Raw genomic sequence first — 13,733 nt, forward strand, 5'->3', positions numbered from 1 at the left:
CGACCGATTATTGCTTCCCTTCAGCTAGCCTATCGAGGGCATTTCCGCTTTTAATCTTGCGCCACCTAAGTAGTAACAGTCGACCTTACTATTAGCCGAACTTAGGTTTACAAATAGGCCCGAAATGGCGATTTCACAGCAAACTTGTAAACTTGGCTTGGTTATTTGTTAACTTTGCTTTACAACAACATACGCCCGTCCAAAGCAAAGGCATGCTGCCCACAGGACAGCATGCCTTATTTGACTTTGGCGGTCCCTTCGCCCATGATCGCCTCGATCGCGTGGATGAGCGGCGGAGACGGCTTCACCCGGTACTGATCGCCGAGTGCGAGCAGCTTCTGCTCCCGCTCGTAGAACAGCACGACCGGCATGAAGCCGCCGTGCTCCTGCAGCAGTCCCTGCAGCTGCGTGAGCTCCGCGCCCGTCTCGTGGCCGGCCGCGATCTTGACGTACAGCCGCTGCGCCTTCGCGCCGGCGGCCCGGCCCGCGCCCGCGCCCGCGGACGCCGCCCCCACGGGCGGCGAGCCCGCTCGCGCGCGAGGCGCGTCCGCGCGAGCCGCGCCTCGCGCGCCTGGCGGCTCGCCGCGCGCAGGCGCTGCCGCGGGCCGTGGCGGCGCGGCGGCGCGCCCGGCGCTGCGGCTCGCGCCGCCCGCGGCCGGCGGCGCCGACGCGCCGGCACCGCGCGCGGGCGCGGGCGTGCCGGCGCCGGGGCCGCGGGCCGCGGCCGCCCGGCGCTGCGCGCCGACGACGCGCGCCAAGTCGGGCGCGTCGAGCGGGTACAGCGCGTCGACGAGCAGCTTGACGTCCTCGTCCTGGTGCTGCAGCTTCGCCTTCACGAACAAGGCCGCGCCCTTGTTCAGGAACGGCGAATACTTGCCCCACGCCTCGGGGAACAGCACCGCCTCGACGCGGGCGATCCGGTTCTCGAGCTCGAGGAAGCCCATCGTCTTCCCCTTGCGGGTCATGATCGGCTTGCTCGAGACGACCATCGCCGGCACCCACACCTCGGCGTGGTCCGGGTACTCCGCCAGCTCGTGCAGCTGATCCGGATCGAGCTCGGCGAGCCGCTCCTCGTACGTGTCGAGCGGATGGCCGGTCAAGTACAGGCCGAGCAGCTCCCGCTCGAAATCCAGCTGCTGCATCGGTGCGAACGGACGGACGTCCGGATATTCGAGCGTCCAGTTCACGTCCTCGGTGAACCCGAAGAGGTGAAGCTGCAGATCCTCGCGCTCCTTCTTCCACTTCTGCGCCGCCTCCACCGTCTCATCCAGGATCGCGATCAGCTGGGCCCGGTGCCCGGGCAGCGAATCCATCGCGCCGGCCTGGATGAGCGACTCGAGCACGCGCTTGTTGCACGTGCGCAGGTCGATGCGGCGGCAGAAGTCGAGCAGGTTCTCGTAAGGCTTCTCCTTCCGCTCCTTCATGATCGACTCCATCGCCTGCACGCCGACGTTCTTGATCGCGGCCAGCCCGAACCGGATGGCCGGCGGATTGTCCGCCGAGCCCGTCCGGCCGACCGGCGTGAACTGAATGCCGCTCTCGTTCACGTCCGGCGCCAGTACCGGAATGCCCATACGGCGGCATTCATCCGCATACTCCGCCACCTTCCGGTGATTGCCCATGACCGACGCCATCAGCGAGGCCATGAATTCCACCGGATAGTGCGCCTTGAGATACGCGGTCTGGAACGCCAGGACGCCATAGGCGGTCGCATGCGCCCGCGGGAAGCCGTAATCGGCGAACCGGACGATCATATCGTACACCCGGTTCGACTCGTCCTGCGTATACCCTACGCGCTCGCTGCCCTGCACGAACTTGGCGCGCTGCTCGTCGAGCACCTCGCGCTTCTTCTTGCTCACCGCGCGCCGGAGCAAGTCTGCCTCCCCGAGACTGAAGCCGGCCATACGGGACGCGATCTGCATAATTTGCTCCTGATACACGATGATGCCGTACGTGTCCCCGAGAATCGGCTTAAGCGACTCATGCGGATATTCCACCTTCGCGAGCCCGTGCTTGCCCTGGATGTACTTCGGGATGAACTCCATCGGACCCGGACGGAACAGCGCGTTGACGGAGATGATGTCCTCGAACTCACTCGGACGCAGCTCCTTCAGCACCCGCCGCATACCCGACGACTCCAGCTGGAAGATGCCGGTCGTATCGCCGCGGCTCAGCATCTCGTAGGTCGCGGGATCGTCGTCCCGAATGCGGCTGAAGTTCAGCCGAATCCCGTGGCGCTGCTCAATCCAGCTCAGCGTACGCTCGATGATGGACAAGTAGCGCAGCCCGAGGAAGTCCATCTTGAGCAGCCCGATCGCTTCCAGGTGCTCCATGGAGTACTGCGTGAGCGCGACCTTCTCCGTGCCTTCCTGCAGCGGGACGTAATTCGTCAGCGGCTCGCGGGAAATGACGACGCCCGCGGCGTGCGTCGAAGCGTGTCGGGGCATGCCCTCGACCTTCTTCGCCATTTCGATCAATTCCGCCGCGCTGCTCTGCTTCTCGCACAGCTCCTTCAGCTCCGGCGTCGTCCGAAGCGCTTCCTCGATCGTAACCCCCAGGTAAGACGGCAGCAGCTTCGCCACGCGATCGACGTCTCCATAGGGCAAGTTCATGACGCGCCCCACATCGCGCACCGCCGCCTTCGCAGCCATCGTACCGAACGTAATGATCTGCGCCACATGCTCATGCCCGTACTTGCGTACCACATATTCGATCACTTCGTCGCGCCGCTCGTCGCTGAAATCGATATCGATATCGGGCATCGTCACCCGCTCCGGGTTCAGGAACCGCTCGAACAGCAGGCCGTACTTGATCGGGTCCACGTCGGTAATCCGCAGCACATAGGCGACGAGGCTGCCCGCGGACGAGCCTCTCCCGGGGCCGGTGACGATGCCGTGCTCATGCGCGTACCGGATGAAATCCCACACGATCAGAAAATAATCGGAAAATCCCATATTCCCGATGACGCCTAGCTCGTACCTGAGCCTCTCCTCGAGCGAACGGCGATAGGCGGCCCCCGCGTCTCCCGGGGCTTTCCATTCGGGCTTGTCCGCATACCGCGCCGTTAATCCTTCCAAACACAGCGACTCCAAATAGGCGGCGGCCTGTCCTCCGAATTGGGGCGGGATCGGCTCGTACTGCGGCAGAATCGACCGTCCGAACTCCAGCTGCAGCTCGCACTTGTCGGCCACGCGCACCGTATTCTCCAGCGCCTCCGGCACATAGGAGAACAGCTTGGCCATCTCCTCCGGGCTCTTCAGATACAGTTGGTCCGTGTGGAACTTCAGCCGTCCCGCATCCTCCAGCGTCTTGCCCGTGCCGATGCAGATGAGCACGTCCTGCACCGCCTGATCCGCCGGATCGATATAATGGACATCGTTCGTGACGATCAGCGGGATCCCCGTTTCCCGGCTCAGCTCCTGCATCGCCTGCAGCACTTTCTTTTGCTCGATCAGCCCGTGGTCCTGAAGCTCCAAGTAGTAGTCGTCCCCGAAGATCGCGCGATACCGCTCCGCCGCCGCTCTGGCCTCTTCCTTCCGATCGTGCAGCAAATGCTGGGAAATCTCGCTCCCGAGACAGGAGCTCAGGCAGACGAGCCCTTCCGAATATCGGGCCAACTGCTCCATATCGGTGCGGGGCTTGTAATAGAAGCCTTCCAGATGCGCGCCCGACGTGATCCGCATCAGGTTGCGGTAGCCCGTCTCGTTTTTGGCCAGCAGGATGAGATGGTACGTCGGGTTGTCTTGCCGGGAAACCTTGTTCAGCCGGGACCCCGGCGTCATGTAGACCTCACAGCCGATAATCGGCTTGATCCCGTGGGCGAGACACGCCCGATAGAACGGGATGGCGCCGTACATGACGCCGTGATCGGTCAGCGCCAGCGCCTTCATCCCCCGCTTCGCCGCTTGGGCCGCCAGATCCTCGATGCGTGCCGCGCCGTCCAGCAGGCTGTATTCGCTATGTACATGCAGATGGACGAATCCGCTCATCCCGTTCTCCCCTCTCCGACCCATACGATTGCTTTTCCTTCTAAAAATAGATACAGTAGTAACAGTCCAAAAAGGAGGCGGTCTACCATGTTCGAGCAAATCGCGCAAACGGTACTCCTCGCCGTGATCGTGCTCACCCTGTTAGGTGCGGTGTATTACAGCTATAAATATAGAAGCCAGACGTCTCCCAAATTACGAGGCTTGTTCGCGGCCAAGATGAACATCTCGATGGGCGTCATGCTGCTCGCCATCGCACTCGTACAGATGCTGCTGTTCAGCGGCTCCACACTTCGCGTCGTCATCGGTGCCGTCATTATGTTGATCGGCCTGTTCAACCTGTTCGCCGGCATCCGCAACCACGGCTTTTACGACCGGATGACCGAGCCCGACAGCCCCACAAAGTAATAGCTCTAATCGATCACCTGGGCGGCCATCATCGACTTGCAGATGAGCGAGCCGTTATGATAAATCTCGACATCCGCTTTGCCGAATTTGCGGCTGAGCTCGATGAGCTTGGGCCGCACCTCGATCCGGCTCTCCAGCTGCAGCGGCCGTAGGAAATAAGCGGAGAAGTTCTCCAGCACGTAGTCGCTCTTCTTCTGAGCCTTGAGCGCCCTGTACGCGCATTGAGTCATCAAGGTGGTCAGGACACCCTCGGACACCGTGCCGAGATGGCTCGTCATCTGCGGCGTGATAACCCCGCGGTACGTGAGCTGGCCGGATTCGTCCTTGTGCTCCTCGAAGCCCATCAGGATCAGATCCTCGAACGTCTCGCCGATCTGGGGCTGCTTCTGAATATATTGAAGCGCTTTGAGCACGTCCTGCCGGTTGATCACGGCGATCAGCTTGCCCTTGTTGTCCACGACGGGCAGCAGCTCGATCCCTTCCCACACCATCATGTGGGCCGCGGAAGTGACGGATGTGTGCGGGTTGACCGTAATCGGATTGCGCGTCATCACCTTATCGAGCGTCTGCTCCTTCGGCACGCCGATGAAATCCTTGGAGGCGACCATCCCGATGACCCGGTTCCACTCGTCCACGACGGCGAACCGGCTGTGTCCGGTTTCCTCCAGCAGGCTCTCCCAGTCCTTCACGGTGCTGCTGCTCTTCAGCGCTCGCGGCGGTCCGGTCGTTTCGATAATATCTTCCACTAACGTAATCTTCTTCTTGATCAGCCGGTCGTAGATGGCGCGGTTAATGAGCGAGGCCACCGTGAACGTATCGTAGCTGGAGGAGATGATCGGCAGCTGCAGCTCGTCGGCGAGCCGCTTGATCTCCTCGCTCGTGTCGAACCCCCCTGTTATGAGCACCGCCGCTTCATGCTCCAGGGCGTACCGGTGGACCTGGTAACGGTTGCCGACGATCAGCAGGTTGCCCGCCTCGATATAGCGGGCCATCGCTTCGACCTCCATCGCGCCGATGACGAACTTGTTGAGCGACTTGTCGAGCCCCTGCGCCCCGCCCAGCACTTGGCCGTCCACGATATTGACGACTTCGGCGTATGTGAGCTTGTCGATATTGTTCCGGATCTTGCGTTCGACACGGATCGTACCGATCCGCTCCCTCGTACTGACGTACCCTTGGTTCTCCGCTTCCTTGATCGCGCGGTAGGCGGTGCCTTCGCTGACATCCATCTCCTTCGCGATTTTGCGTACCGAGATCTTCGTGCCCAGCTTCAGCCCGGCAATATACTGGATCAGTTGCTCATGCTTGGTGACCGCTTCGTGAAGCGTCTCACTCATATGTTCCACCTCTGGTAGATTCAATTCAACCGGACTCGACACACAATGCATATGTTCTACATTCATTATAGTAAGTTGCCGAACTAAGCACAAATGTTCTCTTCATCCTTTTCCCTGGACCCGGAATTTACACTTTCTTTGATTCTTCAGGGCAAGACGGCTTTTCATTTGGTACGCGTTGTAGTACGATTGTTTTGAATAGCTACTGGAATGACTCTCAGTAATTTCCATCCCTCAAAGCTCATGTCGCACATATCCCTGTCATACAAGTTATCTGGAGTGAATTGGATGAAGTTTCCTGTAACCCGTGATCCCGTGCATGATTTGGATTTGATCTTATTGGATGTGGAAGAGGTGCTCTATATGGAAGTAGAGGAGCGAACGGTCGTCTTCCACACGGCGAAGGAAAAATTTTATTTGCTGGACACATTGTCGGAGCTGGCGAAGCGGATGGGGCAGCTCGGGTTCCAGAAGCTGGACCGGATCAACCTGGTGAATTTGAACAAAGTGACTGATTTCGACGAGAAAACGTCGAAGGTGTATTTCAACGACGAGCAGGGAAATCGCGCCAAGAGCACGACGGTTTCCTATGCGAACCGGGCCTTGATGGCCGAACATATGCGTCTGGTAAGAAATACTGCTAGTGGAACTAGAAATCTATAATCCTACCACAGCCTACAGAATTTGTAAACAAGAATTCATGCGAGCCAACTTCTGTATACAATCCCCCCAAAGTCCTTTATTCTGGAAATAGTTCTAGGAACAAGGCTTTTTTTATCGCCTTGCAAGCACATGCACTGGGAGGTTTCTTGCAGATGAGCTATCGGTGTATCTCGCCCCAGCTAAAGTTCAGCTGCTACAATTGCAAGCATTATGAGGTCAGCGGCGATATGCTGAACGGCCTCTGCTACCTGAATGGCCGGGATCACGGCAAATCCGCCGCAGGGACCGGAACATGCAACGCATTCGCAGCCAAAGGAGCTTCGACCGATTATGCCTGGCCGTCGATGGCCAAGTCCGAAGTCGCCGCCGTAGCGAGCAACTAGCCTGCAATTATCCTATTCCATTAACGATGATGCACCGCCGGCGCCAACGCGCGGCGGTTTTTTGTTGTATCCGCCCTGCACGCCGAATAACCTCTGGCACACGTGATCCAGAGGCCCAGCTCTAACCAAATCCTCGATCCTACTTCCGTCCCTGCCCCGCACCCAGCTGACGCTCCAGCCATTGCTGCCGCCGCTGCCGTGCCACCCTTCGCACCTGCCTCAGCTCCGCCTCGCGCTCCTCGTCGACGCCGATGATCCGGTGCAAGTGCGCTGCTACGACCAGGAGCGAGAGTCCGATCCATACGATACCGAACACCGAAGGGATTGTCCAGCCTTCGCCAATCGGAAGCCTCGGAACGGCGTAGATCAACATACCCAACGCCAAGCTTAAGTAAATGACATTTTTCCAGGTTCTCATAGTTCCCTCCAACTTGTACATGTTGGTTCATCCTATGCGCCGGAACATCCGGTTATGCTCGTTCCCCCTCATCCGCCGTTTGGAAACCCCGCCCAGCTCCGGCATTCTCGTGCAAGCCTAAGCTCATAGGCCAAGTCACCTCCGGATATATGTCCTCATATGATGAAGTAGTTATTTTTGAACCCAGGCAATTCCATTACGAGACGGAGCTTAAGGAGACCTACCATGGCTGGTACGAAAATATCCATTCAAGTGCAGAGCTCCGGCAGCGTGATCGGTGATCATGCGATTATGCTAAGCGAGAAGCTGGTCAAACAGCTTAAAATCCACTCCAACATCACCCTGCGTTTCGGTACTCTGAAAACGCCGGTGACCGTTATTCCGGTTCAAAATCTGGACTGCTTGCGCATGAACGAAACATTGGCCCATAAACTTGGTCTGCATCACAACTCCCAGCTGGGATTCATGTACAAAACGGCGACCCGTACCCTTTCGATAGGGCCGCTGATCGGCGTATTACTGACACGCGCCCACCCAGCCCAATCCGACCGACTGTTCGGATCGGTCACGACGTTTTGCAGGGAACTGGTGGAAGCGAGCCAATCATTCGGAGCTTTCGTCTACTTCTTCACCGCATCCAACATCGACCCCGGTTCCGGGCAGCTGGAGGGCTGGACGTACTCCGGCCGTTGGCGCAAATCGCATTTTCCGGTTCCCGACGTCATCTACAACCGCCTCACCTCTCGGAAAGCGGAAAACCGACCGAGCGTACAGCATTTTATGCGGGAAGTCAAAGCGCAACACGGCACGCTCATTTTCAACGAAAAGTATTTGAACAAATCCGAGGTGTTCGACGCTCTGCGCCACAATACGGCCCTGACCAAGTATTTGCCGGAGTCGCACTCGTTCAAAAATTTCTTGATGCTCAAGTCGATGTCGGCCAAATATTCGGTTGTGTACCTGAAGCCGGTAGCCGGGAGCTTGGGAAAAGGCATTATCCGCGTCATCCGTTCGGGCGGCGGGTCCTACATGTGCCACTTGACGAGCATGACGGGCACGACCAAGCAATCGTTCTCCAGCCTCGCGGCTCTGTTCTCCACGATCTCGGGCAAGTTGAAGCAGCGGCATTATCAAATTCAGCAAGGGCTGCAGCTGATCGAGATCGACGGGCGGCCGGTCGACTTCCGCGCTTTGGTGCAGCGGGGCGGCACCGGGGAATGGGCCGTCACTTCGATCGTCGCTCGCATTGCGGGCAACAATCATTTCGTCTCCAACCTGGCCCGGGGCGGCACGCTCAGCAAGGTAAGGGAGGCGCTCGAGAAATCGAATTTAGGCTCCGGAATGAGGAAGACCGTCTCCTCGCAGCTGCGGAAGGCGGCGGTTGAGCTGGCCGGAGGGATCGCCGACTCGATCAAAGGCCACTTCGGAGAGCTCGGCCTCGACTTGGCGGTCGATACGAACGGGAGAGTGTGGCTGCTCGAGGCCAACTCGAAGCCGTCCAAAAATGACGGAACGCCGCTCATCGAAGGCTCGGTCCGGCCATCCGTCAAAGCACCGATTCATTACGCCCGCTTCTTGACGGGCTTCTGAGGTACACCATATGAAACACATCCATAAGAAGCAAGGTTACGTCGGCATAATGGTCAGCGAAAAACCGGGAACCCCCCCGTTCGCGAGTCAATCCTTTTACAGCCGCTTATGCCGGATCGGGCACAAGCTCGGCATCGTCGTGTTCGTTTTTTTTCCGGAACGCCTGCGGCTTACGGAACCGAGCGTCGACGGCTACACCTACGGTCCTGAGGAAGGCGAATGGAGGGCTGGGACGTTTCCGCTGCCCCGAGTGATCTATGACCGGTGCTTCTTCGGCGACAAGGCAAGCTATAAGCGATACCGGGACTGTCTGCACCGCCTGGAGCAGCATCCGGACATTCGGCTCTTGGGCCACGGGCTGAGAGGGAAATGGCAGGTGCATCAAATGCTGATGCGTCACGAGCCCTTGCGCGCACATTTGCCGCCTACCAAGCGGCTCGTCGGCTGGAACGCCCTTCAAGCCGAATTGAACCGGCTGGGGGAGGTATTCCTCAAGCCGGAGGCCGGCTCGAAGGGCAAGGGCGTTCTGCGTGTATCGCACACGGAAGACGGTTATCGCGTAAGCGGCCGTACCCGCGACAACGAGATCATCCGCAAGTCGTTTCCCTCCGAGAGCGGCTTCCGGCAATGGCTGACGGCCTTCACGGGAGGCCGGCCTTACTTGATCCAACCTTATCTCCAGCTGAACGCCAGGAATGGAGATCCGTTCGACGTCCGCTGTCTAGTGCAGAAAAACCGCAAAGGCGTCTGGACGGTGACCGGGACGGCGGTACGCCGCGGACAGCGCGGCGGCGTCACGTCCAATCTGCATGGCGGCGGCATTGCGGAAGATCTGGATCCTTTCTTGCGCCAAGAGTTCGGAGCCCGGCAGGCTGAACACATTCTCGGTACGCTGCAGCACATCGCCATTCAAATTCCGGCAGTATTGGAACAACACCACGGAAGATTAGCAGAGCTTGGCATCGATCTAGGCATTGACGCCTCCGGAACTGTCTGGATACTGGAAGCCAATTCGAAACCGGGCCGTTCGGCGTTCGACCGCTTATCCGACCCCACTTCCAAACTGGCATCCGTCCGCAATCCCATTTTATACGCCCGCTATCTTCTGGACACCACTAGGAGGGTCATTTCATGAGTTTGATGTTTTGCTCCATCCATTTTGCGAATCGGTTCGACCGGGTAGTCCATATGTCCACCGCCCTTATGAAAGCCCTGCAGCTCACCAATACGAACAACCTCAAACTGAGGCTGGGCAGCAAAACAACATCCGTCGCCTTGAGATCCATGAAGAAGCCAGGCAAGCATCTGTTCATTCCCCTTCCGATCAAAAACGAATTAATGGTGCCGAGAAGCGGGAATGTGATGGTAATGGCGAACGAGCTCAAGGAGGTGAGGATCGGCCCGCTCATCGGCATCCTGACGAATGCGTCAACGCCAAGCATCGTCTCCCCGTTCGGAGGGCGTTCGGGGATGCTCAAGCAATATATTCGGCCCGGGAGCGGCAAATCGTTCTTCTTCGCCTTCAAGCCGAGCGACATCGATTGGCAGGAGGAGACGGTCGTCGGGTATTTTCCTACGTCGGCCGGTTGGGTGCGCAAGACCGTGCCGCTGCCGGACTCGGTATACAACCGGCTCGGCAACCGCAAGATGGACCGCTCGCTGTCGATGGATCAGCTGAAGGATCGGTTCGTCCGCCGCGGGATCGGGATCTTCAATTGGAGCTTCTTCGACAAATCCGATGTGTATAAGCTGATCGAAGGGGATCCGGACGCGAACATCCACATTCCAGAGGCGTACCACAATCCTTCCCCCGATAAAATCAAAGAAATGTTGGAAAAGCACCGCTTCGTCTATTTGAAGCCGACCGACGGAAGCTTGGGCATCGGCATCTACCGGCTCACCTACCATCCGAAGCGAGGATTTTTCGCCCGTTTCCGCCGGGAAGGCAAAAACGTCTTGTTCCGCTTCGGAACAAGCGGCGGTCTGTTCCGGCTCATCAGCGCTCACAGCCGCATGCGCAATTACGTCGTGCAGCAGGGCATCCGGTTGATCGAGCTGGACGGCTGCCCGATCGACTTCCGCTTCCATCTGCACAAGAACGGGAACAACGAGTGGGTCGTGGCCGGCATCGGCGCCAAGAAAGCCGGGAAAGGCAGCGTCACGACGCACGTGAAGAACGGCGGGATGATCATGACGCCCGAGCACGTGCTGAGCCGCGTATTCGACGACAGGGCGGGTGAGATCCTCGAGGATACCAAGAAGGTGGCCATCAAGCTCGCTACGTCGATCGAGCGGAACAGCGCGCATGCGCTTGGCGAGCTGGGGCTCGACATCGGCATCGATCAGAACGAACGAATCTGGATGTTCGAAGCGAATTCCAAGCCGGGGCGGTCCATCTACAAACACCCAGCCCTGAAAGCGCAGGGCTATTCCTCCCTCCAGTATTTGTTCGAGCACCTGACCTATCTTGGGAAATTCCGGGCGAGGAGGGAGTCTTAAGTGGATATCTCCGCACAGCAAGCGCTGCAACGCCCTATCTTGGCCATCTTGACGATGGATGACGAGGAGGAGCAATTTCGCGGCAACCGCAGCAACTTTATCGATCTGATCCGGACCGGCCATGAGATGGGAGTGTCGGTATGCGTCATTACGGTCAAAGATTTGAGGCCCAGAAGCAAGCGTATGATCGGTCACGTCTACGATCTGGATACGAATACATGGTCGCAGCGATGGATCGCTCCTCCGCATGTGATCTATAACCGGATTCCGACCCGCCAGGACGAAGCGCTGCCCGAAGTCCAGCTGACGCTCCAGGCTTGCTTGAAGAATCCTAGTATCCGGCTGTTCAACCCGATGTTTTTCAACAAATGGACGCTGTTCGAATGGTTGAACAAAGCCAAGACAACCGCCAAGTACATTCCGATCACGATGAAAATGACGAACAGCGCGGAGCTCGAGAACGTCCTCAAAACGTACCCGATCGTCTACTTGAAACCGATTCGCGGCAAAGCCGGCAAAGGCATCATGAAAGTGCAGCGGTCTTACTTGCGGCAATTACGCAAGCCCGAATTCCTGCTAAGCGTGCAGGAGACGAAGGGCAGCCAAGTAATCAAATCCTCGACCGTCACGCAGCTGTGGAACAAGGTTCGGGAGCAGATTGAGGACGATGAGGAGTATATCATCCAGCAGGGCATCAAATTGTCCCGGCACAAGAGCAGACCGTTCGATCTGCGCGTGCTCGTGCAAAAAAATGCGAAAGGCGAGTGGGACTTGACCGGAATCGGCGCCCGTCTCGCGGGGAAGCTCAGCATCACGACGCATGTGCCGCGCGGGGGGACGATCGACGATCCCGAGAAGCTGCTCGCCTCCAGCTTCGGGACGGACGGCGCTCGCAAAATCTTAGGACGCGCCAAGAAAGCGGCTCTCGCCATCGCCCGGCAAATCGAGAAGAAGTCCGGCCATCTCTTGGGAGAGATGTCGATGGATCTGGGCGTCGACATCGCCGGCAACATCTGGTTCTTCGAGGCGAACTCCAAGCCGATGAAGTTCGACGAACCGCCGATCCGCAAAAAATCGCTGGAGCGCATCATCCATTATTCGATCCATCTGCTCCGGCTGAAGCACGCCAAAATAACCGACACGAATACGCGTATGATGCTATAAATACCCCACAAAGTGAAGTGGACCTTCGACGCTTATTCCTATTACTTTGCGGGGACCCCGGGATAATCGACCCCACAAAGTGACTAAGAGAGCCTCATCCGCGGTGCGGAGGGCTCTCTTCGTTTCTATGGGCTTCCCCAAACGCAAGCTTCCGGTCGTTTGTCCCACAGGAATTGCACGAACTCCGTCCGCTGCAGCTGGTGCAGATCGGTCCGGTCCCTGTATCGAATCCGGCAGCATAGACCCGGCTCCAGCCACTGGGTACGCCCGTCGTGCTGCCTGTGCAGCGGTGCTGCGGCCGTCAGGAACCGGTGCCGGTCCGCCTCGTCCGGCTCGGCCTGGACGATCCCGACCGGCTTGTTCGGGACGGTGCGGAAGTTCAAGCCGAGCACGAGCTCGAACGGGTCGGCTCGGTACCCGAGCACGATCGTATCGATCGTTCGCGCATGCTTCACCTTCACCCAGTCTTCGCTCACCTGACCCGGGCGATAGACGGACGCGCTCCTCTTCGCCACGATCCCCTCCAGATTTCGCGAGCGGGTCAGCTCATAGAGCGCCCTGCCGCGCCCTTCCATGCAGAGCGTCGGCATGATCAGCGGGGTGGGGGGCAGCGCCTCCTCCAGCCGCCGCTTCCGGTCGATGAGCGGCTCCTCCATCAGCACGCTGTCGTCGGCATAGAGCATATCGAAGGCGATGAAGGCGAACGGGTGCGTACGAACGGCGCTCTTGATCTTGTGCTCCAGCCGGATGCGCAGCCGGTACGACATGTCGTCGAAGGCCGGAATTCCCTCGCGCATCACGACGCCCTCGCCGTCGAGAACAGCGGTATGCGCCCGGATCGCCGCGGCCGCTTCCTTCGCTTCCGGGAAACGGTCCGTCACCTGCTGTCCGCTGCGGGTGAACAGCGCCACCCGATCGCCCTGCTTGTGCAGGAGCAGGCGGTGGCCGTCCCACTTCGGCTCGAACATGTACGCTTCCTCGTCGAACGGCTCGTCCCCCCATGCGGCCAGCATCGGCGATACGGGCGTGAACAACATGCGCTTCCCCTCCTAGTCATCTCTACTACCACTATAGACCGATCCCCAGGCGCCGATACGTGTAACGAGCGGTTTCGGAGGGTGGCCTCACTTGTTAGACGTCGCGGCGCAGCGCCTTCAGCACGTCGACCTGTGTCGCCCGCTTGGCCGGGCGCAGACCGGAGACGATCGCGACGAGCAGGCTGATGCCGACGCAGATCAAGGTCAAGAGCAGCGGGATGTCGCTGAAGATGAGCCCTTCCGGCGGC

General features: G+C 59.0%; 11 protein-coding genes. 7 read left to right on the forward strand and 4 right to left on the reverse strand.

Annotation, left to right across the window (positions count from 1 at the left end):
- Nucleotides 1–236: 236 nt before the first annotated feature.
- Nucleotides 237–3,989 carry a DNA polymerase III subunit alpha gene (locus tag ACI5FR_RS33670; RefSeq protein ID WP_405462729.1) on the reverse strand — a complete coding sequence of 1,251 codons (3,753 nt, stop codon included), beginning with the start codon at nucleotides 3,987–3,989 and terminating at the stop codon, nucleotides 237–239.
- Nucleotides 3,990–4,076: 87 nt separating this feature from the next.
- Between ACI5FR_RS33670 and ACI5FR_RS33675 the strand changes: the two genes are divergently transcribed.
- Nucleotides 4,077–4,394 (forward strand): YtpI family protein, encoded by a 318-nt coding sequence (locus ACI5FR_RS33675; protein ID WP_405462730.1) that lies wholly within the window; start codon nucleotides 4,077–4,079, stop codon nucleotides 4,392–4,394.
- 5 nt (nucleotides 4,395–4,399) lie between these two features.
- Here ACI5FR_RS33675 and ACI5FR_RS33680 read toward each other — a convergent pair whose 3' ends face one another.
- Nucleotides 4,400–5,731 carry a DRTGG domain-containing protein gene (locus tag ACI5FR_RS33680; RefSeq protein WP_405462732.1) on the reverse strand — a complete coding sequence of 444 codons (1,332 nt, stop codon included), beginning with the start codon at nucleotides 5,729–5,731 and terminating at the stop codon, nucleotides 4,400–4,402.
- A gap of 288 nt (nucleotides 5,732–6,019) precedes the next feature.
- On the opposite strand from ACI5FR_RS33680, the gene ACI5FR_RS33685 reads away from it, so the two are divergent.
- Together ACI5FR_RS33685 and ACI5FR_RS33690 are read left to right on the forward strand one after the other, a co-directional pair.
- Nucleotides 6,020–6,394: a LytTR family DNA-binding domain-containing protein gene (locus ACI5FR_RS33685; protein WP_405462733.1), complete on the forward strand. Its 375-nt coding sequence runs from the start codon at nucleotides 6,020–6,022 to the stop codon at nucleotides 6,392–6,394.
- 152 nt (nucleotides 6,395–6,546) lie between these two features.
- Nucleotides 6,547–6,777 (forward strand): hypothetical protein, encoded by a 231-nt coding sequence (locus ACI5FR_RS33690; protein ID WP_405462734.1) that lies wholly within the window; start codon nucleotides 6,547–6,549, stop codon nucleotides 6,775–6,777.
- 139 nt (nucleotides 6,778–6,916) lie between these two features.
- On the opposite strand, the gene ACI5FR_RS33695 is transcribed toward ACI5FR_RS33690, so the two are convergent.
- Nucleotides 6,917–7,195 carry a hypothetical protein gene (locus ACI5FR_RS33695; protein ID WP_405462736.1) on the reverse strand — a complete coding sequence of 93 codons (279 nt, stop codon included), beginning with the start codon at nucleotides 7,193–7,195 and terminating at the stop codon, nucleotides 6,917–6,919.
- Nucleotides 7,196–7,420: 225 nt separating this feature from the next.
- On the opposite strand from ACI5FR_RS33695, the gene ACI5FR_RS33700 reads away from it, so the two are divergent.
- From ACI5FR_RS33700 to ACI5FR_RS33715, 4 genes are read left to right on the forward strand one after another with little or no spacing between them, the layout of a single operon-like run.
- Nucleotides 7,421–8,785: a YheC/YheD family endospore coat-associated protein gene (locus tag ACI5FR_RS33700; protein ID WP_405462737.1), complete on the forward strand. Its 1,365-nt coding sequence runs from the start codon at nucleotides 7,421–7,423 to the stop codon at nucleotides 8,783–8,785.
- Between the two features lie 10 nt (nucleotides 8,786–8,795).
- Nucleotides 8,796–9,920: a YheC/YheD family endospore coat-associated protein gene (locus ACI5FR_RS33705; protein WP_405462738.1), complete on the forward strand. Its 1,125-nt coding sequence runs from the start codon at nucleotides 8,796–8,798 to the stop codon at nucleotides 9,918–9,920.
- Nucleotides 9,917–11,284 carry a YheC/YheD family endospore coat-associated protein gene (locus tag ACI5FR_RS33710; protein ID WP_405462739.1) on the forward strand — a complete coding sequence of 456 codons (1,368 nt, stop codon included), beginning with the start codon at nucleotides 9,917–9,919 and terminating at the stop codon, nucleotides 11,282–11,284. The genes ACI5FR_RS33705 and ACI5FR_RS33710 overlap by 4 nt, the downstream gene beginning before the upstream one ends.
- Complete coding sequence (locus ACI5FR_RS33715) at nucleotides 11,285–12,448, forward strand: YheC/YheD family endospore coat-associated protein (RefSeq protein WP_405462741.1); 1,164 nt, start codon at nucleotides 11,285–11,287, stop codon at nucleotides 12,446–12,448.
- 125 nt (nucleotides 12,449–12,573) lie between these two features.
- Here ACI5FR_RS33715 and ACI5FR_RS33720 read toward each other — a convergent pair whose 3' ends face one another.
- The gene (locus ACI5FR_RS33720; protein ID WP_405462742.1) at nucleotides 12,574–13,485 is read right to left on the reverse strand and encodes an ATP-dependent DNA ligase; all 912 of its coding nucleotides are present in this window, start codon (nucleotides 13,483–13,485) and stop codon (nucleotides 12,574–12,576) included.
- Nucleotides 13,486–13,733: the final 248 nt, after the last annotated feature.

Source organism: Paenibacillus sp. HJGM_3 (genome assembly GCF_045062745.1).
Lineage (GTDB): Bacteria > Bacillota > Bacilli > Paenibacillales > NBRC-103111 > Paenibacillus_AA.